This window comes from Sporosarcina saromensis (assembly GCF_054901285.1).
This window is the reverse complement of the sequence record NZ_CM142738.1, coordinates 1,841,723-1,864,080: the sequence shown is the minus strand read 5'-3', so window position 1 is coordinate 1,864,080 and position 22,358 is coordinate 1,841,723. Positions and strand designations below refer to the sequence as shown.

General features: G+C 41.9%; 19 protein-coding genes, 1 pseudogene and 1 riboswitch. All 20 genes and pseudogenes read right to left on the bottom strand.

Annotated elements, in window-relative coordinates:
• Positions 1 to 11 precede the first annotated feature (11 nt).
• The 20 genes and pseudogenes from ACVHUV_RS09190 to sufD all read right to left on the bottom strand — a co-directional run bounded on the left by ACVHUV_RS09190 (position 12) and on the right by sufD (position 22,344).
• Positions 12 to 1,553 carry a sodium-dependent transporter gene (locus tag ACVHUV_RS09190; RefSeq protein WP_462086826.1) on the bottom strand — a complete coding sequence of 514 codons (1,542 nt, stop codon included), beginning with the start codon at positions 1,551 to 1,553 and terminating at the stop codon, positions 12 to 14.
• A 907-nt stretch (positions 1,554 to 2,460) separates the two neighbouring features.
• Positions 2,461 to 4,041: a Na+/H+ antiporter NhaC family protein gene (locus ACVHUV_RS09185; RefSeq protein WP_462086825.1), complete on the bottom strand. Its 1,581-nt coding sequence runs from the start codon at positions 4,039 to 4,041 to the stop codon at positions 2,461 to 2,463.
• 145 nt (positions 4,042 to 4,186) lie between these two features.
• A riboswitch (Lysine riboswitch) is annotated at positions 4,187 to 4,366 on the bottom strand.
• Positions 4,367 to 4,421: 55 nt separating this feature from the next.
• Positions 4,422 to 5,249, bottom strand: coding sequence for a sporulation protein YunB (yunB, locus tag ACVHUV_RS09180; protein ID WP_371391837.1), 828 nt, complete (start codon positions 5,247 to 5,249; stop codon positions 4,422 to 4,424).
• 57 nt (positions 5,250 to 5,306) lie between these two features.
• Positions 5,307 to 6,710, bottom strand: coding sequence for a bifunctional metallophosphatase/5'-nucleotidase (locus tag ACVHUV_RS09175; RefSeq protein WP_371391838.1), 1,404 nt, complete (start codon positions 6,708 to 6,710; stop codon positions 5,307 to 5,309).
• A 3-nt stretch (positions 6,711 to 6,713) separates the two neighbouring features.
• Entirely contained in the window at positions 6,714 to 7,538 is an 825-nt protein-coding gene (locus ACVHUV_RS09170; RefSeq protein WP_317943949.1) for a sulfite exporter TauE/SafE family protein, read from the bottom strand.
• Positions 7,539 to 7,541: 3 nt separating this feature from the next.
• The gene (locus ACVHUV_RS09165) at positions 7,542 to 8,402 is read right to left on the bottom strand and encodes a DUF72 domain-containing protein (RefSeq protein WP_462086824.1); all 861 of its coding nucleotides are present in this window, start codon (positions 8,400 to 8,402) and stop codon (positions 7,542 to 7,544) included.
• A 766-nt stretch (positions 8,403 to 9,168) separates the two neighbouring features.
• Complete coding sequence (locus tag ACVHUV_RS09160) at positions 9,169 to 10,008, bottom strand: putative phosphoesterase (protein ID WP_462086823.1); 840 nt, start codon at positions 10,006 to 10,008, stop codon at positions 9,169 to 9,171.
• Complete coding sequence (locus ACVHUV_RS09155; protein WP_462086888.1) at positions 10,005 to 10,307, bottom strand: oligopeptide/dipeptide ABC transporter ATP-binding protein; 303 nt, start codon at positions 10,305 to 10,307, stop codon at positions 10,005 to 10,007. The genes ACVHUV_RS09160 and ACVHUV_RS09155 overlap by 4 nt, the downstream gene beginning before the upstream one ends.
• Before the next feature lie 198 nt (positions 10,308 to 10,505).
• Positions 10,506 to 10,984, bottom strand: a pseudogene (locus ACVHUV_RS09150) (ATP-binding cassette domain-containing protein); the annotation flags it as partial.
• Complete coding sequence (locus ACVHUV_RS09145; RefSeq protein WP_462086822.1) at positions 10,944 to 11,954, bottom strand: ABC transporter ATP-binding protein; 1,011 nt, start codon at positions 11,952 to 11,954, stop codon at positions 10,944 to 10,946. The pseudogene ACVHUV_RS09150 and the gene ACVHUV_RS09145, both read right to left, overlap by 41 nt.
• A gap of 13 nt (positions 11,955 to 11,967) precedes the next feature.
• Entirely contained in the window at positions 11,968 to 12,774 is an 807-nt protein-coding gene (locus tag ACVHUV_RS09140) for an ABC transporter permease (RefSeq protein ID WP_462086821.1), read from the bottom strand.
• The gene (locus ACVHUV_RS09135) at positions 12,775 to 13,719 is read right to left on the bottom strand and encodes an ABC transporter permease (RefSeq protein WP_371391843.1); all 945 of its coding nucleotides are present in this window, start codon (positions 13,717 to 13,719) and stop codon (positions 12,775 to 12,777) included.
• A 12-nt stretch (positions 13,720 to 13,731) separates the two neighbouring features.
• The gene (locus ACVHUV_RS09130; protein ID WP_462086820.1) at positions 13,732 to 15,285 is read right to left on the bottom strand and encodes an ABC transporter substrate-binding protein; all 1,554 of its coding nucleotides are present in this window, start codon (positions 15,283 to 15,285) and stop codon (positions 13,732 to 13,734) included.
• A complete protein-coding gene (locus tag ACVHUV_RS09125; RefSeq protein ID WP_462086819.1) occupies positions 15,275 to 16,027 on the bottom strand; it encodes an MBL fold metallo-hydrolase in 753 nt (250 codons plus the stop codon). The genes ACVHUV_RS09130 and ACVHUV_RS09125 overlap by 11 nt, the downstream gene beginning before the upstream one ends.
• Entirely contained in the window at positions 16,024 to 16,920 is an 897-nt protein-coding gene (locus ACVHUV_RS09120; RefSeq protein ID WP_317943932.1) for a MurR/RpiR family transcriptional regulator, read from the bottom strand. The genes ACVHUV_RS09125 and ACVHUV_RS09120 overlap by 4 nt, the downstream gene beginning before the upstream one ends.
• 118 nt (positions 16,921 to 17,038) lie before the next feature.
• Positions 17,039 to 17,581 carry a 5' nucleotidase, NT5C type gene (locus ACVHUV_RS09115; protein ID WP_462086818.1) on the bottom strand — a complete coding sequence of 181 codons (543 nt, stop codon included), beginning with the start codon at positions 17,579 to 17,581 and terminating at the stop codon, positions 17,039 to 17,041.
• Between the two features lie 306 nt (positions 17,582 to 17,887).
• Positions 17,888 to 19,285, bottom strand: a complete 1,398-nt coding sequence (gene sufB, locus ACVHUV_RS09110) for a Fe-S cluster assembly protein SufB (protein ID WP_317943929.1) — start codon at positions 19,283 to 19,285, stop codon at positions 17,888 to 17,890.
• Between the two features lie 94 nt (positions 19,286 to 19,379).
• A complete protein-coding gene (gene sufU / locus ACVHUV_RS09105; protein ID WP_371390308.1) occupies positions 19,380 to 19,820 on the bottom strand; it encodes a Fe-S cluster assembly sulfur transfer protein SufU in 441 nt (146 codons plus the stop codon).
• The gene (locus ACVHUV_RS09100; protein WP_462086817.1) at positions 19,820 to 21,040 is read right to left on the bottom strand and encodes a cysteine desulfurase; all 1,221 of its coding nucleotides are present in this window, start codon (positions 21,038 to 21,040) and stop codon (positions 19,820 to 19,822) included. Before ACVHUV_RS09100 ends, sufU begins: the two co-directional genes overlap by 1 nt.
• Positions 21,040 to 22,344, bottom strand: coding sequence for a Fe-S cluster assembly protein SufD (sufD, locus tag ACVHUV_RS09095; protein ID WP_462086816.1), 1,305 nt, complete (start codon positions 22,342 to 22,344; stop codon positions 21,040 to 21,042). Before sufD ends, ACVHUV_RS09100 begins: the two co-directional genes overlap by 1 nt.
• Between the last annotated feature and the right edge of the window lie 14 nt (positions 22,345 to 22,358).

Sequence of the window (22,358 nt, the reverse complement as noted above, 5' to 3'; positions counted from 1 at the left end):
TTGAATCCTCCTTATCGATTATCGTAGTCTGTGGAATCGATCGTATTTCTATTCCATTTCATCATTGTAAAGATGATGGCCATGACGATTGCAAACAACGCTACCATCCAACCACTTTGGAAAATGAATGCATCTGGATAGCCTTCGTAGTTGCCGATAATATTGCCTTCGCTGTCTTTATGCAATTTCATCAGATTAATACGTAGTAAATCAAACATCATGTAACCAAGGACGATTGGTGTCACAAATGTTAAACAGATTCTCCAAAGCAAACCGACTTTAATATCCGAAATTTCGTTTGCGTGATTCTCGAACACTTTGAGCTTTCTGAATACCCAAGCGATCAAGAACACTTCCACGAGACCAATTGCCGCAACACCGAATTGGTTAATGAAGTAATCTGCAGCATCTAAGAAGTATAGTCCTCCGCGTGTAGCAAACAAGATTGAAATGATGGAAGCAGATCCTGCACCGAAAAGAACAGCTTTTCGTCGTGAAATATTGAACTTCTCAGATAATCCCGCAATGTATGTCTCACAAATGGAGATGAGTGAAGTAAGACCTGCTAACACTAATGAGAAGAAGAATAAGAATCCAAAGATTCCATTCATGCCCGGCATTTCATTAATGATTTTCGGGAACACAACAAATGCCAATCCAACACCAGCTGAAGCCACTTCTGAGACCGGTTCTCCTGCTTGAGTTGCCATGAATCCTAGTGCTGCAAAGATTCCAATACCCGCTAATAATTCAAAACCTGAATTCGCAAATCCCGTAATGAACGCATTGTTTGTAATATCTGATTTTTTAGGTAAATAACTTGAGTACGTTATCATAATAGCAAATGCAATGGAAAGACTAAAGAATATATGACCGTAAGCTGCTACCCAAACGGTTGAATCAGCTAGTTTACTCAGATCCGGTTTAAAGAAAGCATCCAGTCCTAATGCTGCACCATCCAATGTAACAGCTCGGATAACGACCAAGAGGAACACGACAACCAATGTTGGAATAAAAATTCTGTTTGCTAATTCAATTCCCCGTTTAACACCCGCTAATAGAATAATAAATGCAATAGCCCACACAAGGAGTAATGGTAGAAACACCCCTGGTACAAGGCCACCGACATCACCTGGATTATCCGCTAAGTTGAGGACATCCCCGAAAAGGAAACCTCCAGTATCATCTCCCCATGTTAAATTAAAGGAGTAAATAGAGTATTTCATTGCCCAGGCAATAATTACAGCATAATATGTCGAAATGACAAATGAAACAAAGATGCCCCACCAACCAATCCACTCTGCCCCTTTCCCTTTCATACGGAAGAAAGATAATGGTGCAGATCCACGATACTTATGCCCAATCGTGAATTCCATGATTAAAATCGGGATACCTGCGGTTAATAATGCAAATAAATATGGTATGAAAAATGCCCCTCCACCGTTTTCATACGCAACGTATGGAAAACGCCAGATGTTTCCTAGCCCGACAGCAGATCCGACAGCTGCCATAATAAAACCAGCTCGTGTACCCCATTGCGAACGCTGTGCCATTTAAAGCTCCCCTTTCTAATAGAGTCTTGTAATACTTTGGTATTTTCTGATTATTATATAATCATAAACATAGTATATACGTCTTAGTTAACGTTGTCAAAATATTTTTTATTAAATAACTTCGACACCCGAAATGGTACCTTTCACTCACTACTCAATCGTTACTTTGTCGCGTTTTCGAAAGTTTCACTATTCTTCTATACTATTTCAAGGCTTCGAACTTTTTCATCATAATAGAATTTATGTGTGCTTTTCCTTGAATATTCATTCAGTTCAACGATTGAAGGAAATTGTTTTGCTTATCACCGGAAATGCTGATCCTATTAAATTGAGGTTGATGAGTTGGCTGAGACATTTTTATAGTCTGTGTCTTACTGATTTGTAGCGGGGATTTTCTTACTAGCGTGTCAATATTTCCGTTTATCGACGTCGGAGCTGGGGATTCTCTTGCTGGCGTGTCGATATATCCGTTTATCGACGCCGGAGCTGGGGATTCTTCTGCTAACGTGTCGATATATCCGTTTATCGACGCCGGATCCGGGGATTCTCTTGCTAACGTGTCGATATATCCGTTTATCGACGCCGGATCCGGGGATTCTACGGCTGGCCGTGTCTTTAAACCGTGTTTAATGACGAGAGACCTGTGTGACTTTCTAATAGCGAGTCAATATAGTTCGTTTTATGACACCGGAGCTTTAAAATTTCCTGCTAACGTGTCTTTAAACCATTGCTCATTACGCCAGAGAGACAAATTTCCATTCGGTGAGGCTTTGAAATGGATTGGATGTCTCAGTAGTCCCACTTTCCCCCGGAACATGGAACCAGATATAGATAGAAGTTCCATTAGAATTCAACAAAAATGGAACTGAACAAAGTCAGTTCCATTTTAGCTACTATTGTTATGTGTTTATTCAACGACTGTTGGTTGTTCTACTACTCTTTTATTGCGCGATGTCCAGAATGCGAACAAAGCGATAATGAGTAAGATGACGACGACGAGGCCAATCCATACGGAGCCCGTCACGCCTAAGATGAGGTAGCCGATTGTTGCGACGGTTGCTGCCATGAGTGCGTATGGTAGCTGCGTTGCAACATGATCAATATGATTGGATCCGGCTCCCGTCGAAGAAAGAATCGTCGTATCAGAAATAGGTGAACAGTGATCACCAAATACAGCGCCTGCAAGAACAGCAGATAATGCTGGAAGCAATAACTCTGGTGCTGCGTTTGTCATAATTGTCCCGGCGATTGGTAATAGAATCCCAAATGATCCCCATGATGTTCCTGTTGAAAACGCCATGAGACCTGCTAGGACGAACATGATAACTGGCAAGAAGTTTACCGGAATGTTCGATTGCTCAACAACACTCGATAAGAATGGACCTGTTTCTAAAATGCCGATTAAGTGTGTCAAGCCCCATGCTAACACTAAAATTAGGATTGCTGGCATCATCGCTTTGATTCCTGTCGTAAATGCTTTGCCGACCAATGTATAAGACGCCGTCTCATTCCGTCCCATTTGTGCAATGTAAAGAATTGCGGCTAATATTGTTCCAATTGTTCCACCTGTTACTAATGATAAAGGTACATCGGTGTTTTCGAAAATTGCCCAAATGCTTAGAGAGTCACTTGCACGGTAGCCAGTCCATACCATCATACCGAGCGTTGCGACAATTAATGTCACAATTGGAGCGATTAAATCTCTCACATGGCCGTATCCATGCTCAGGAAAATCTTCTTTTAATTGCCCCGGAATTTCTTTTTCCGGGTCGAATAATTCGCCCGTTTTCTGTGCACGTTCTTCGTGTTTCTTCATTTCAAAGAAGTCAATATTCGTCCAAGCAAAGAAGAAGACCATCGCTAATGTAGCGATAACATAGAAATTCATCGGTGCCATCATAAGAAAAGCTGAAAGTGGTGAATAATTTACAGCAGCCGTAGTGCCCAATATCAGCGCTAATTGGCCGATCAGAAATGCTCCCCAGCTAGATATTGGTGACACGACACAAATCGGTGCTGAAGTTGAATCGATGAAGTATGCTAATTTCGCTCTTGATATTTTGTGCTTGTCTGTGATCGGACGAGCAATTTGGCCAACAGCTAATGCGTTGAAATAGTCGTCCACAAAAATGAGGATACCAAGAATAATGGTCAACAGTTTTGCGCCTCTTCTTGTTTTAATTCGTCGGACTGCCCATTCAGCAAACGCTCTACTGCCACCTGACAAGCTGACAAACGCTGTAATAATGCCTAGGAATAAGATGAAGACCATGATGAAAATATTGTACGTATTAAGTGCTCCACCGTCCCAAAAAGATACTGTTAGAGCGGACCAAATGTTTTTCAATGTGTCTACTGGACCGAAGGATGCTACCAATAATGCGGCAGTTAAAATGCCCGATCCTAGCGATAATAAAACCCTTTTTGTTACTAATACCATCACAATCGCAATCAGTGGTGGTAAGATTGAAACCCATGTACCTATCATACTATTTTCCTCCTCAATTTCTTATTTATCATTGAAGAACAAGTAGGGGGAAATAAAAAGCCGATGCCCTTACACGTTTGTGTGCTAGGCATCGGCTTTTCTACATGTCGTTTGTTGGATAATCTTCGGTGACTTTATCTAACGTACGATCTGTAGCTCATCATGTAGTAAATATACATGACAGTGTCATCCCTGTTCGAAATGACCCCAATATGAACGGATCGGCAATCCTCATTCATATTTCGGCAAAACTTCCTTTCATAGACGGTCTTAGATGCCAATCTTGCGCCTATTACTCTTAAGTCATGCAGCCTCTACCTAATCGGTGTTCCTCTTGTTCTACAACAATAACAGGTTACACGTCAGATTACAAGTAGCTCTTACTCTTTTCCATTTACTCCCGGATAGGGTACTTCGACTTGCGGAGCACTGACATCCCCTTTGCTATAGATTTGAGGGATTGGGCTCTGAATTAAACCGATAGCAACTGGAATCTGTTGTTGCACCGTGCTTTTCGTTGTCGCTAAAGGGACGATAATTTGAACATTTACCGTTACGACGACATTCACAGTCACCATGGCATTATTAATTCCAAATTCTTCAATTTCATGTTTTATCGTCGTTTGAACATCGCCAATGACGTGAAAACGAATCGGGATTTTAGGTCCCAAGTTACCAATAAGGGGGATATTTGTCGCCTGCCCCATCGGTACGAAAAATACGACGCCTCCATATGATTCCATTTCTTCAGGATCGTATTCGATATCCTCACTTAGCGGCAACATTTCCAAGTCGCCTCTTTCAGCAAGCTCTAAATGCGCTTCAACAAGAGTTTGTATCTCTGCCATCGTCTTGCTAATGATTTCAGTGTTAAATGTATTTGTCACCATTCCAGGTGAGTCTGTCGGTACATTTTCAATAATTTCATTCACATCATACATATCTGTCGAGCGGGACTTAATCGCTTGTGTGATGACATAAGCGGCAATTTTCTCGGTTTGGACTTCTGCATACTGAATGTAGATGGGGGTTAGTTTTGAATTGACGATGTACAAAAACATGCCGATTGTTAGGAGTAATGCAGGAAAAAGAATCGGAAACCAACGACGCTTGCGCCTTGGTTCACGGTTATAGTGGCGGGGATATTGTCGTTGAAGACGCCTTGACCGCCTATGAAATTTTCGGGGTGATTGCCCATGAAATCTCAAAACCACTCCTCCTACATAATCTTATGCAGGATAAGAGTGGTTCATTCTAAAAGACTATTATTCATTTTCTTCAAGCAATCCAAGTGATTCCATCATTTCACGTTTGCCATACCAAGCCATAATATCGCGAATTAATTCAGGCATTACATACTCTTTTTCAACATCTTTCAGCATCGGAAAGAAGTAACCAAATGTGAACATATCGAGTGTGGCCAATCGGTATATATGGTCTGTTTGAACGATTTCACTGCCGACCAGCAAGTGTCCATCCCCGTTCATGGCTAATTGTTCAAAGATCATGTTGCCCATAAGTGTTCCGCGGAAACCGAGTCCTTTAATTTCCAACTGCGGCCATTGCTCGTTTTGTGCAGTGTGGTAAACACGCAGCAACTCTTCACCGCGCAATGTTACTACGCAAACGTTGATCGGATGGGGGAGTAACTCGTGTAGATGACGCTTTGTTACCCACCCTTGTTCAAGGCTTCTTAAAAATATGCCCGCATTAAACATCGCACAATCCGCATGTGTATAGGCAAGGAGCGCTTGACCAAAAAAAGTAGCTAACGAACTATTCGCAAACAACTGCTGTTTCAAAGGTGTTTCAATGAAGAATACTTTTTCATCCAATGCGATTTGACCAGCGTTTAGTAACCCGTTCACTTCGCGCACATCATCTTTTCCAGAAGCCAAATCTCCTACTGGGATAACAGTCGCTTGCTTATTCAGCAATCGGTTGCTTTTTGTATCCACTTCTAGCGTCACACGCCCGACGTATTGTCCAAATTTCCCGGTCGCTGCTAATAGCGAATGATGGACAAGTTCGCCATCAGGGAATAAATGATGCGTATGCGCTCCGAGGATGACGTCAATTTCAGGGCACATTTCGGCAAGTAATCGATCTTCATTCACACCTAAATGAGATAAGCAAATGAGGATATCCACTTCGTGACGAATTTTTTCGACGACTGCTTTCAGAGCGGCATGTGGTTCATGAATGTGCCAGCCTAGTTTTGAATAAAAATCCGTATACATCGCTGTCGCTCCGATAACGCCAACGCGAGTCCCCTCGACGGTGCTATAAATTTTATACAGCTTCATCCATTTTGGAATGGACCCGTCAGTTTCGACTAGATTACAAAGTATGACGTCAAAATCCGCACCTTCATAAAGTGTATTCAATGCATTTTTAGATAGCGTAATGCCTTCGTTATTGCCAATTGTCACCGCGTCATACCCTGCGCTGTTCAGCAACGCCACATTGCCTTTTCCGGCCGTTCCTTCTGTAAATGGATGGGAACGATCGACGTGATCGCCGATATCAAAACGGAAACTCGTTTCCGAAGCGTTTGCATGAATTGCTTGTTGTGTAAGAAGATAGCGGCTAATCTGTGGCCAGCTTTCGAAATGACTATGAAGATCATTTGTATGATATATGTGGATTTTTTCGACAAATTGTTCCATTGGTCATCCCCAAATCCCCTCATAGATTGATCGCAATCCGAACAACAATAACATGATGCGTAGCACGAGCACCAATGTATCCGAATCCATTTTTTTATTCAACATCGTACCGATTGTTCCGCCAATATAGGCACCTGGTATGACTGCTAACGCATACAACCATGGTACATGACCGAGGGAAATATGAGTGATTGAATTGACGATAGCAGATAGGAATACGATGAACATCGATGTACCGACAGCAACATGTGGAGGAAATAAGAATAACAAAATGAGTGCTGGGACAATCATCGTGCCGCCACCAATGCCGAATAATCCAGATGTAAAACCGATTGTAAATGTGAGAATGAGTGCAAACCATATCGGATAACCATACACATGTGACTCCCCGTGTTGGTCAACGAATGTCATTTGCTTGCCTCGATCGACAAACCAGTGGATGGGTTTTAAGTATTTCCTTGCTAGCAATAAAATAGATAGGACGAGTAGTAGAATTCCAAAATACAAATTAAAGGATGGTAAATCCAGTCCTTTATTCACAAAAGCGCCGATCATTGTCCCGGGAATAGAGCCTGCAAAAAAGATCCAGCCTGTCCGATAATCGATTGTTTTCACTTTTACGTGTGAGAGCGTTGAAGATAGACCATTGAAGATCATCATGATGACGGAAATGCCGACGACGCTTTGAGGGGTGATTCCTGGAATGAGTCCTAAATCAATACCGATTAATAATGTTAATGGGACAAGAATCGTTCCACCACCAAGGCCGACAATCGAACCCATAATGCCGGAAATCGCCCCAATCAATGCTAATAATATATATGCCACTTCTTATTCCTCCTCAAAGATGTCGAGCTGCTTAGGTGCGAGCGCTTGGAAGTCGATGCCCATCATTTTTTGAAGGCGTTTTGCATTTTCAGCTGCATGACCACCTGAGTTGTTATTGAAAATGACGTATACGTGCTCCGTTTCGCTTGTTACTTGTCGAATTGCTTGCTCGATTTCCATTAGTTCTGCATGTGAATAATCGTATAAATACCGCACTTCTCGCCACGCTTCATTGTTACCTGTGCGATTGCGCCAACCGTTTACGTTACGGCCATGAATGCGAAGGAGCACTTTATCTTTTCGTGTTGAAACAGCTACGAGAGGGACGCTCCCTTCTCCATCTTGAGGTTCGTCGCACACTGAATGGATGAAGTGATGTTCGCGTAAAAAGGTGAGGGTCTTTTCGCGCATGGCTTCTGTATACCACGACTGGTGGCGAAATTCGATGGCGACGTCATACCCTTCCAATTGGTGCCTGATGAAGCGGAGTTGCTCGACATTTTCGCGTTTGCAATCAAACCATGGTGGAAATTGCACGAGAATCATAGCCAGTTTAGCTGCTTCACGCAACGGCTCGATAGATCGTTTAAACTGGACGAACATTTCTTCAGGTGTTTCATAAGGTAATTCCCCGCGTTGATGCCCTGTCATCCCTTGGTATGCCTTCACGACAAACTGAAAGGTTTCAGGTGTTTCAGAAATCCATTTGCGGATATTGCGTTCGGGTTGGATTGCATAGAACGAAGCGTCTAGCTCAACGATTGGAAAGTGTGCACTATAATCTTGTAATTTTTCTTTTGCGCTGGAAGAAGGATGATAGACATCCGGATGGTCGCCCCACCCTGTCAATCCGATGTGAATCACGTCAATCCCCCGTTTCGTTTTTTTTGAATGAATAGTGTCATCATATCATAGGAGGAGTTGGTACTTCTGTTATTTTGCATTGGGCTGGGGATTCGCCGGGTTATGCGGCGTTTGGCGGAGTTATGCGGCGTTTCGGAGAAGTATGCCGCGTTTGGCGGAAGTATGCCGCGTTCGGCGGAGTTATGCGGCGTTTCGGAGAAGTATGCCGTGTTCGGCGGAGTTATGCGGCGTTCGGCAGAAGTATGCCGTGTTCGGCGGAGTTATGCCGCGTTTTGGCCCAAGTATCCCGCGTTGTTCATGAGAAGAAGCATGTTTGGGGTAGATGCAAGTTTAGGGCATGAGCATGTGCCGTTTGAATGAAATCTATCGGCTTTCGTGAAATATGTGGCATTTTCAAAGAAAGGTGTTTTACTACGAGTAAGTGGCTGGTTGGATATAGGTTCGCGGGTATGTTCATGACTTGGTGCAAACAGTCGCGCTAAATCGCTTTTGACCAATTAAGCACTTGCTCAAACATCTTAGCAGCCGTTTGGTGTTGCTCCTTGGTCCATCTAATAACCATTCATCTCCTGTTTGTGAACTTGCTTTTTCATCAAAAATCGAGTAGGAGGCTAATCATTATTGATTAGCCGACCTCTCACACCACTTACACCTTACGTACCATTTGAAATGCGGTTGTTCAACCTTTCTATTCTTTCTTTGACGATTCGTCCAAATACAAGTATCTATTGATTTTACATAACACCTATCTATTGCTCAACCATGACTACAACACTAAACCGTCAACTAAATCGATCACTTGAAAAGCGGATTGTAGTTCCTTTTCTAAACTAGACGACTGCCATTCTGATTCATTTCCTAAACAAGCACAGATGTAGGTCTGTTCATGTTTCGTGAATCTTTTTCTATAATGCACATGGCCATTAAGTATATAACGAATCGAAGGACGTGATACAATCCATTCAGCATAACGTTTACTTCCTAAAAATGCATTAAAATAATCAAACACCGGGTGCGGCGTAGGCACGATAAAGGCATCTGTTGCAACCATGTGAAGACATAAAATTACCTGTCGATCCCCGATTTGTTCAAAATCTGATTGGAGTTGAATTAAACTCTGTTCTACTACTTCTTCATCTGTCATGTTCCAGTCAATATAAAGATGATCTTTCCACGTTCTACCATTGTACTGTTTTTGTGAAAACTGTTCGTGCGTAGTGAATTGATTGCCAAACGAATAGTCGTACCATCCGCTATGCCCGATTATTGCCCATTCGTCATTTAACACATAAGGTCTATTTTGTAAGGAACGTGGATCCGCCTGAAGTCGGGCAGCAATTTGTTCAGTATTTTTCTCTTTGTCAGCGAGTGTCCAGAGATCATGATTTCCCGCAACAAAACGAATTGGACAGCGCAAGCGACTATCTAAATCACTGATAAATTTTAAAGTAAGTTGACTATCATTGCTAATATCTCCTGCGATTACTAAGCAATCTAGCTGCTGTTGTCCGGCAAGTTTAACGAGCTGTGCTAGATAGCTAGCGTATAACAGGTCCGAATTTTCACGTTGGTCAATATGTAAATCTGAGATTACACCTATTCTCATTGTATGTCTCCTTTCTGAATCGAGGAAGCAAAATGACAACGAACAGCATTCCCGTTAGCTAACCGGTCAAGCGTTGGCGATTTCTGTAAACAAGTTTCCTGCATGTATGGGCAACGTGTACTAAATTTGCAACCTAACGGTAAATCGATAGGACTTGGGATTTCACCTTCAAGCAATGTTAATGCTCCTTTTTGATCCACTTGTGGAATAGCAGAAAACAATGCTTTTGCATAAGGATGAACTGGTGTTTTTCCAACGTTATCTCGCTCTATAATCTCTACAATTTCGCCTAAATACATTACAGCTATACGATCACAAAAATATTGGATGACATTCAAATCATGAGAAATAAATAAGTACGTCAATTGATATTGCTTTTGAATTTTTTTCAGAACGTTTAATATTTGTGCTTGAACGGAAACATCCAGTGCAGATACGCCTTCGTCAATGACAATAAATGACGGATCCAAAACAAGTGCACTCGCTATCGCTACCCTCTGTCTTTGTCCACCGGATAGCTGATGAGGAAAACGTTGAAAAAAGCTTTCGTCAATGCCTACATCTTGTAACACGCGGCTTACTTTCGCGCGGCGTTGTTCTGCATTTCCTAGACGATGAATACGTAAAGGTTCTTCTACAATTGAAAATACTGTTTTACGAGGGTTCAGAGATGAGTATGGGTCTTGAAAGACGATTTGTACTTCCTTGCGCCACTGCTTCATTTCCTGCCGATTCATGGTCGCTATATCTCTTCCTTTATACGTAATAGATCCTCGGTCGGTTTTAGTAAACGCACGATTAGTTGACCTGTCGTTGACTTTCCACACCCCGATTCCCCGACTACACCAAAGGATTCACCTTCAACTAACGTTAAATGAATGCCATTTACTGCATGTACAACTTTCTTTTTCTCAAAAAAGGACTGCTGAGGAACATCAAATGTTTTGTGGACATTTTCGAGTTGAATCAACGGCATTTACACCATCCTCCTCATACATAAGATGACAACTAGCATAATGACCATGTTCTCCAGTAGTGAATGGGCGATCGACGATACATTGAGGCATACGCTCTCCACAACGGTCAACGAAAAGACAGCCATTCTTTCTATCTTGGAGAGGTGGGACTGTGCCAGGGATTGTATATAAAGGAGTCCCCCTTTTACTGTAAGTAGGAATCGCTTGTAATAATCCTTTTGTATACGGATGTTTGGGTTGACTGAAGACATCTTCTACAGTCCCTGTTTCAATAATTCTTCCTGCATACATAACGATGACACGGTCACAAATTTCTTTAATGACACCTAGATCATGAGAAATAAATACAAGTGAAGACTGGCGTTTTGTCATCACGGATTTAAACACATGTAAAATTTGTGCTTGAATCGTTACATCGAGAGCAGTTGTCGGTTCATCCGCAATGATTAAATCAGGTTCATTAATTAAAGCCATCGCAATGACTACCCGTTGACGCATGCCTCCAGATAATTCGTGTGGGTAGGAACGATACAACGTTTCCACTCGAGATAAACCGACTTCACGCATCACTGCATACGCCTTCTCTTGTCGTTCAATTTTAGAAAGATTCGTATGTTGTTTTAAGCTTTCAGTCATTTGCTTACCAATCGTCATCAGAGGATTGAGGGCGGTCATCGGTTCTTGAAAAATCATTGCCATTTCATTTCCACGAATTTGATGCCAATCTGTTTGCTCGTCTAACACTTTACCCTTCAATCGCATTGTACCTGCAGTACGTTCTGAGGTCCGATGGAGTAAATTCATCATCGTCAATGAAGTTAAACTCTTTCCACAACCAGACTCACCTACAATTCCAACAATTTCATTCGGTTCGATTTCAAATGAAATTCCATCTAACGCCTTATACGAGCCGTCTTTCAAGTGAAAAGCTACATCTACATCGATCATCTCAAATAACGGTTGGGTCATCGATAAACTCCTTTCATTTTCTAGCATTTGCGTCACGAATTCCATCGCTCAATAAATTAAAACCGAGTACCATACATGTAATGACTCCGCCTACAATGATGATATAACTAGGTGTAGCTGCAATGAATGGTTGAGCTTCTTTTAACATTCTGCCCCAACTCGCGAAAGGGGGCTGTACACCTAACCCAAGATAACTTAAGCCGGATTCCGCTAAAACTGAACTCGAAAAACTTAATGTAATCGCCACAATAATTGGCGATAAACTATTCGGCAAAATATGGTGATACATGAGACGGACATGCGATGCCCCTTTCGCTTTACTCGCTTTCACATAGTCAAATTCCTTCGCTTGCACGAAACTTGACCGAATGATTCGGGTAAATGAAGGAATGCTCATAAGACCAATTGCTATAATCGTAATCGTTAAGCTGGGGCTAAAGACTGCTACCAGAACGATCGCAAATAAAATTCCAGGTAACGCCATCATCGCGTCAATCAATCGCATAATGAGCTCATCGATCCACCCACCAAAATAACCGCTAATCGATCCGAGTACCAATCCAAAAGATAAGCCTATCGCTACCGACATGGATCCTATTAAAAACGCTGTCTGCGCGCCTTCCATGACACGACTCAGTATATCTCTCCCGAAGTTATCCGTGCCCATCAAATGTTGCATGCTCGGTCGTTGAAGCCGTTCACCAGGAAACATTTGGTTAGGATCATACGGCGTATATATCAAACTGACCAACATGAGTAAGGTGAGTGATCCTACAAGCACAAAACCGATTTGTAGTGAAAGATTTTTCTTCACACGCATTCAACCTTTCTTCTTTATTCTTGGATCGATGATGCGGTAAAGCAAATCGATAACAATATTAATGACGATTACAAATATCGCAATATACGAAACGAGTGCTTGAATTAACGGAAAATCTCGACTCGTAATCGACTGAATTAATAAATTCCCTAAACCTGGTAAAGCAAATACATTTTCGATAATAATACTTCCTGCAATCGTATCCGCCACAATCATTCCCATAATCGTTAACACAGGAATGAATGCATTTCTTACGATGTGACGAGACATCACCTGATGATCTTTGACCCCTTTACTTTTCGCGGTTCGAACGTAATCCATCGTCGTCTGATCGAGAATGGTATTTCTTAAGTAACGGGTAACGACAGCAATATTCGATACTGCAATCGCAATACTTGGTAAAATAAACGACTGGATTGCTCGCATCGGATTTTCACTCCATGCTGTATATCCAAATGTCGGGAACCACCCTAACTTCACACCAAACAAATAAATGAGCAAAAAACCAAACCAAAATGATGGAATTGCGATGCCTAATTGAGTGAAGAGATTTACTACAAAGGCGTACCATTTGTCTTGTTTCATTGCGATAAACATACCGAGTGGCAAGGCGATTAAAGCCGTTATAACAAGTGATGACAGTGCTAAAGCTAGAGTGACAGGCACTCTTTGCTTTAACACATCCATCACTGGCATTTGGTACTTCAACGACTCGCCCAAATCACCCGTAAAAATTCCTTGTACCCACTGCATATAACGGGTCGTGAGCGGTTCATCTAATCCTAGTTTTTGTTCAAGTTGCTTGATTTGCGCTTCATCAGCATCAATCCCTAAAATGATTTGTGCTGGATTTCCTGGTAACACTTGAAACATGAAGAAAATCAGCAATGTGACGATAAACAACGTAAGAATAGATGACAACAATTTATAAGTTAGTCGTTTCAATGGCTAAACTCCTTATTTCTTATCTGATATTGTCACATCTTCAAGATTGAATTTTTGAATCGGATACATTTTAAAACCTGAAATTCCTTTTCGCATACCGATTGAACGATCGGGATCCATGATGAAAACACTTGCTGCTTGTTCTGTCAATATCATCTGTGCCTTTTTATAAAACTCCGCACGCTCGTCCTCATTAGTCGTCGCAAGAGCTGATTGAATGGCTTGATCAAACGTAGGATCATTAAACTTCACGAAGTTTTTCGTATAATCACTCACAAAACGGCCGACTACTTCAAACGGATCTAATTTCCCTGTAAAACTGATGACCGTCGCTTCATATTGCGCATTTGAATACACGCGTTCTAACCATGTACTAAACTCAATCGACTCAATACTTACAGAAATTCCGACTTCCGCTAACTGGCTCGCCAATATTTGAGCTGTATCTACATGGAATTGATATTCTGATGGCACCGTTAACGTAAATGAAAATCCTTCTGGATAGCCAGCTTCTTCAAGGAGTTTTTTCGCTTGCTCGATATCATGCGGATAATAATTTTCTAATCCTTCTTGGAAAAAGAAATCCATTGCAGGGCTAAAGTTTGAACCCAATTTCGTCCCTTTCCCTTCAGCTACCGTTTGAATGATGACATCTTTATCAATTGCATGATTGATAGCTTGGCGTACTTTCACGTTTGTAAAAGGCTCAAATGAATTATTCATCGCCATTAATTGCACCATGTTTTGCGGTCCTGAAACGACGTCAATCGCATCACCTAATTGTTGAATACCTAACTCAGAAATACCTGGAATTACATCGATATCTCCAGCTTGTAATGCAAGCAATGCAGCTTCTGAATCTGGCATAATTTTAAACTGTACTTCGTCAACTGTCGGCACACGGTCCGTTAAATAATAGTTTTCGTTTTTCTCTAGTACTAATTGTTGACCCGCATCATACTGTTTGAACGAAAATGGACCCGCACCAACCGGTTTCGTCGAATGTTCTTCATAACCTTCTGGTAAAATCGCAACGATGTTACGTGCTAAAAATGATGAATCCACTTCTTTTAACACGACTGCCACTTCTGTGTCTGACTTCGCTTCTATCGAGGATATGACTGAAAACTTTGACGAGAGTGGTTCACCTGAAGTTAAACCAGCTAAACGATCATAAGAATACACGACATCTTTAGCAGTAAATGTTGCACCGTTATGGAATGTGACTCCTTCTCTTAACGTGAATGTATACGTGAGTCCATCTTCAGAGACGACTACGTCTGTCGCTAAACGCGGCTCTAATTCGCCCGCTTCATTTGTATCAAATAATCCATCAAATACATTGTCCATCATTGAACCTGTATCCGTTGCTGCTGCTTGATAAGGATCTAAATTATCTACTTCAGTAGCCATTGAAATACGCAATACTTGTCGTTCACCTAGTGCAGAAGTTTGTTCTTTGTTTGTTTTTGATGAATCATTATTGCCCACATCTTTTGACCCGCAAGCTGTAAGAATTAGTAAAGCTGAAAGAATAATAAATACGAATGTTTGGTTAAAGCGCATGATTCACTTCTCCTTTAATCGTCATTGTCATAAATGGTTTTGCTAATTGTGCTGCGTAATTTGTAAGCTGCTTCACTTCTTCTATTAATAATTTTTGTTCCCCATAATGTGGCAAGTGTGTAAGTATTGTTTGTTTCGCTTTGACAATGTTCATCATTTTCGCCACATCACTTGACGTACAATGTGTAGATGCAATCGACTGCTGAGCGGCATAAAAACTACACTCTGTCAGATAAATGTCTGCCCCTTTCGCAAACTGCGCTAATTTTTCACAATAAGCGGTATCTGCCGTGTAAACGAACACTTGACCTTTCCATTGTAATCGCATGGCAAGTGTAGGCACGTTATGATTCGTTTCAAAAAATGTACAGTTTAATTCCTTCAACACTACTTTTGACGAGGGTTGTAATGGATGTCTTTCAATCACATCGGGAAATTCAAATGATACACTTGCCTCTGGATCATAGAGAAATACTTGTAGTTTCTTCTTTCTTCGCTTTAATTGGGTATCCACAAGTGCAGCGTATTGGAGCGTCATCAAATCTGCAATGTGATCCGCGTGGATATGACTGACGAATACTACATCAATTGTTGCTAGATCAATCAATTTTCCGAGTTGAGACAAACTTCCACTTCCCACATCAATCAGAATCTTTAAATCGTCACACTCTACTAAATAGCAAGCGGTTGCTTCTCCTTTTGCTGGGTAAGCTCCCCATCTTCCGATGATCGTGACTTTCATGATATTCCCCCATCTACCTCGTAATACCTTTGAAATTGGTGTTCCATCGATTCAATCTTTTTGACTAATCGGGAGGAGTCTTGTTGCGCAATCGCATGCATAATTGCGTGGCAAATCGAAAGTGCCCCCGTATAAGAATCTAAAAAGTATGTTGATTCTTGGCGTGACGTAAACTGTATATCAGCATAAGGTGCTGCAGGAGACGCGAGTTGATCCGTCAAAACGATAACTGTCATCCCTTTCTGTTTCGCTTCCCGTATGACATATAAAGTGTGCGGGCAATATCTCGGATAAAAACTGACGAACAACACGTCCTCCGCTTGAAAGACATCTACATATTCAGGAATGTCCCCAATTGGGATGAAAGTCGTTCGGCCGAGTGTATAGCGCAACAGATAACTCATATAACTCGTTACTGCTTGCCCCATTCGCCAACCAGCGACATAGATATGACTCGCTCCCAACAAATCACTAGCAGCTTGTTGAACATCAGGTTCTTTCATCTGTTGTCCAGTCGTCATCACATTATCAACTTCTGTCATGAAATGTTTAAACAACCAAGATTCAACAGGGACTTCTGTCATCTTCATCAGTTTTGTAATCACTTTTCGATTGTGTTGATTTAAAAATTGTAGTTCTTGCTTCATCAATAAAAAACTGTCAAACCCGAGTTGCTTTGCAAACCGATGCACCGTCGTTTCGCTAACTTTTGTTCGATTAGCGATTTGTTGAGCAGTTAAAAAACTACATTCTTGTAAATGTTGCAAGATAAATGTTGCGATATTTTTTTGCGACCTACTCCATTCCACATCCGGGTGTTCTAATTTCTCAATTAATGAGGAAATACGACTCCCTCCTTTCATCTCTACTGTAAGACATGAATGTAAATCCATTACGGTATCTTTGTAAAAATCTCATGAAGAAAATCCACCTTTTAGGTATTTTTGAAGGGAATCCACCATTTCAAAAAAATAACCTAACAACAGAACCTGAGCTCTGTTGTTAGGTTATTTACGCTTTTACACTTAACTCTTCCATGAAAAACATTTCAACTTCATGCCAATTATCCACACGGACATCATAAGCAAGTTCAATGTTTTGCATTGCTGTATACATTACGCCTCGCCCTTCAAAGCGAGTCAACTGTTGGATATTATCATCGATTAAATAATCGGCTTGGACGACTTTTTTATTGCCACAGAAGATAAACAAATTCGGATTTAAAAATGGGAAGTGTTCACGCAACCAATCAAACTTGGCAGCGAATGAATTCGGCACTTCCATCGCTGCTGTCGCAATGACAATTTCATAATGTTTACTGAGTCGCTCTAATACGACTTGGCTCCCTTCAATTACTTGCATAGTACGAAAGAAATGATCCGTATGGATTTGTTCTACTAGGTAGTCCAATTCATTCGGGTATAATTCTTCAATCGAGTATTCGTTTAAATGAGCACGTGTATAGCGTTGATTTGTTTTATTATTTAATACATCGAGTACTTGCTGCGTAAAATCCGCAAGTACCTCATCCATATCTACAGCAATTCTTCTCATAACAATCCCCTCTTTCTTCTTTTATCCTCCCGAGTATACTCTACTATTTTCAGATTCCCTCACTTTTTACACAATCTTTACGTAACCTTATCATTCTCACAAAGTGAGTTAATTTATCTGTATACAGCCCACAATGTGGTAGGCAGTATGCTATTGACCAACATTATTTCATGTTACTTATGATTTCATAAGAGATTGAATACCTACCGACTTAATAAAACTTGCCATTAAAGCTTTACGTTTTTACTATTAATTCACACAAAAAAACCTTGCCACAAATATTGATGTGACAAGGTTTTAATACATTTATCCAATCGAACCTTCCATCTCGAACTTAATGAGGCGGTTCATTTCTACTGCGTATTCCATTGGTAATTCTTTTGTGAATGGCTCGATGAAGCCCATGACGATCATTTCTGTTGCTTCTAGTTCACCGATACCACGGCTCATTAAGTAGAAGAGCTGTTCTTCGGAAACTTTGGAAACTTTCGCTTCGTGCTCAAGTGAAATGTTGTCGTTTAGGATTTCATTGTATGGAATTGTATCTGATGTCGATAGGTCATCCATGATGAGCGTGTCACATTCGATGTTGGAACGCGCGCCATCAGCACGGCGACCGAAGTGAACGATACCACGATATGTTACTTTCCCGCCGTGTTGGGAAATGGATTTAGAAACGATTGTTGATGAAGTATTTGGTGCTAAGTGCATCATTTTTGCACCTGCGTCCTGGTGTTGGCCTTTACCAGCTAGCGCGATGGAAAGAGTCATTCCACGTGCGCCTTCGCCTTTTAAGATACATGCAGGGTACTTCATCGTTAGTTTCGATCCGATGTTGCCATCAATCCATTCCATTGTTGCGTTTGCTTCACATACAGCACGTTTTGTTACAAGGTTATAGACGTTGTTTGCCCAGTTTTGGATTGTCGTATAACGGCAGTAAGCATCTTTTTTAATGATGATTTCAACGACCGCACTGTGAAGAGAGTTCGTTGTGTACACAGGTGCTGTACATCCTTCAACGTAATGGACGCTTGCGCCTTCGTCTACGACGATGAGTGTACGCTCGAATTGTCCCATGTTTTCCGAGTTGATACGGAAGTATGCTTGAAGCGGCGTATCCACTTTAATGCCTGGTGGTACGTAGATGAATGATCCACCAGACCAAACAGCTGAGTTCAATGCCGCAAATTTGTTGTCAGAGTTCGGAATGACCGTACCCCAATATTGCTTGAACAGTTCTTCGTTTTCACGAAGGGCAGAATCTGTATCTTTGAAGACGATACCCATGTCTTCAAGTTCTTCTTTCATGTTGTGATAGACAACTTCAGATTCATATTGTGCAGAAACACCCGCAAGGTATTTTTGTTCTGCTTCAGGAATCCCTAATTTGTCAAACGTACGCTTGATTTCTTCAGGAACCTCATCCCATGAACGTTCTGTCGCTTCGGAAGGTTTTACATAATACGTAATTTCGTCGAAGTTGAGCGATTTCAAATCTCCGCCCCATTGAGGCATTGGCATGTTGTAGAAAAGTTCAAGGGATTTAAGACGGTAGTCCAACATCCACTGAGGCTCTTCTTTCATTTTTGAGATCTCTTCAACGATTTCACGTGTCAAACCACGTTCCGAACGGAAAACAGATACGTCTTTATCACTAAAACCATATTTGTAATCGCCAATTTCAGGCATTTTTTTAGCCATCATTATTCCTCCGTTCTTTCATTTGCCAAACTGCCTGTCAAGACAAGCAGTTTGACAGTTTGTTGACTTCTAGACGAAGAAGTCGGCACCGGGTCTATTCGTCAGAATCCTTACCGATCCCTTTCTCCATCGCTTTCCAGCTCAATGTCGCACATTTAATGCGTGCTGGGAATTTTGCGACGCCTGAAAGGGCTTCGATATCACCGAGGTCAATGGAATCATCGACTTCTTTGCCAAGCATCATGTCCGAAAACACATGAGCGTACTGAACAGCAGCATCGACGTCTTTGTTTTTTATAATCTGCGTCATCATCGAGGCGGATGCCATGGAAATGGAACACCCTTCTCCTTCAAATTTCGCATCCTTAACGATACCGTCTTCAACTTGCATTGTTAAGTGAATGACGTCTCCACATGTCGGGTTGTTCATGTCAACCGTGATGTTGTTGTCTGCTAGTACACCTTTGTTTCTTGGATTCTTATAATGATCCATGATGACTGAGCGGTATAGTTGGTCTAAATTGTTTAATGACATTATTGGAAATACTCCTTTGCAATACGGAGTCCTTCGACGAGGCGGTCGACATCTTCTTCCGTGTTATACACGTAGAAGCTTGCACGTGCCGTCGCTGAAACTTTCAACCATTTCATAAGCGGTTGGGCACAATGGTGACCTGCCCGCACTGCGATTCCGTTCATATCTAATACAGTTGCTACGTCATGTGGATGGACGTTATCCAAATTGAACGTTACGAGGCCAGCACGCTTGCCTGGATCTTTCGGACCGTATATTTCAAGCCCTTCAATTGCTGACATTTTGTCCATCGCATACGCAGCAAGCTCGTGTTCGTGCCGTTCGATTTCGTCCAATCCGATTGCTTCCAAGAAGTCGATCGCTGCGCCTAAACCGATAGCACCTGCAATAATCGGCGTACCTCCCTCGAATTTCCACGGCAGTTCTTTCCATGTAGATTCATAGAGGCCTACGAAGTCAATCATTTCACCGCCAAATTCAACCGGTTCCATTGCATTCAACAAGCTTTTCTTTCCATAAAGGACGCCTATGCCTGTCGGACCGCACATTTTATGACCTGAGAAAGCAAGGAAATCACAGTCCAGTTTTTGCACGTCGATTTTCAAATGTGGTGCCGCTTGTGCTCCGTCCACTACCATGACTGCACCATGTGCATGGGCAATCTCAGCAATCTCTTGAATCGGATTCATTGTACCTAGCACGTTAGATACATACATGACAGAGACAATTTTCGTACGCTCTGTAACCGTTTCACGGACTTTTTCGAGCGACAGCGTACCGTCTTCTTCGAGGTCAATATACTTTAGGACTGCGCCTTTTTCCTTCGCAAGTTGTTGCCAAGGAATAATATTGGAGTGGTGTTCCATTGGAGTAATGACGATTTCATCACCTTCTCCAACGTTTTGCCGTCCAAAGCCTTGTGCAACAGTATTCAAGGCAGTTGTTGCGCCGCGCATAAAAATGACTTCTTGTGTTGATTTTGCATTGATGAACTTACGAACTTTTTCTCGAGCTCCTTCATACCCTTCCGTCGCTCGGTTCCCTAACGAGTGAACACCGCGATGGACGTTTGAATTGTCGAGCTTGTAGTAATTCGTTAGTGCGTCAATAACTTGCTGCGGCTTTTGGGAAGTCGCAGCACTATCTAAGTAAACGAGCGGATGCCCGTTAATCTCCTGGTCAAGAATCGGGAAATGTTTGCGGATCTCTTTGCTGAGCATTAGCGCACTTTCCTTTCGATGACCTCCGTCAATTGCTTCTTAACACCTTCGATTGGTAATTTGCTGACGACTGGTGCAAGGAAGCCGTGGATGACGAGGCGTTCTGCTTCTTGTTTTGAAATTCCTCGGCTCATTAAGTAGAACAATTGTAATGGATCTACGCGACCGACAGATGCAGCGTGACCTGCTGTTACATCGTCTTCATCAATTAAGAGAATTGGGTTTGCATCCCCACGTGCTTTTTCGCTTAACATGAGAATACGTGATTCTTGAACTGCATTAGAGCGTGTTGCGCCTTTCGCAATTCGACCGATACCGTTAAAGATGGAAGAAGCGCCTTCTTTCATGACACCGTGTTTTAAGATGAACGCATCTGTATCTTGGCCCCAGTGAACAATTTCTGATGTAAAGTTCTGTTTTTGAGTGCCACGGCCAACGACAACTGTTTTCAAGTCGCTAGAAGAACCGTTTCCTACTAAGTGCGTGATATTTTCTGAAATTGTGTCGCTGTCATTCATTAATCCTAATGCCCACTCGATACGGCTATGAGGGCCAGTGACGCCACGGCGGTTGACGTAAGTCGTAAAGCCTTTCGCAAGGACATCCACTGCACCGTAAATCACTTTTGCGTTGTCGGCAGTGAACACTTCTGAGATGATATTCGCTTGTCCAGCAGCCTCTTCAACAGTTGAAAGATAGTTTTCAACATACGTGACAGAGCTATTCGCATCTGCTACGACGATCACATGGTTGAATAGGGATGCTTGCGGATCATTGTGCAAGAATAACACTTGCAAAGGCTCTTCAACGACTACATTTTTCGGTACGTAGACAAATACGCCACCGTTCACTAACGCTGCATGAAGTGCCGTCAAGCGATGCTCGTCCACTTTCACGCCATCTGTCATGTAGTATTTTTTCAAAAGATCTCCATGCTCGCGAGATGCTGTGAAAATATCTGTTAAGATGACACCTTTCGCTTTCAAATCTTCTGAAAGTGAGATGAATGCAGGTGTATTATTATGTTGTACATAAATGTTTCGTTGGTCTTCCCCAACCAATTCCTTAGCTTCTGCCGGTAGCTCAGCAAGTGAAGCAAATGTTGCGCTTTCTACTGTGTGAGATGGGAAGTCCATGAAGTTCCATTTATCAATTTTCGTTTTATCTGGTTTTGGCATCGGAAGCTGTTCCACTTTCGCTAACGCATCTGCGCGGAAATCTGCCATCCAAGCGGCTTCATTCATGTGTGCGGAAAAAGAGCGGACGTCCTGTTCGGTCAATGCCATTTTTGTTTCAACCGTCATTTTGAATCGTCCCC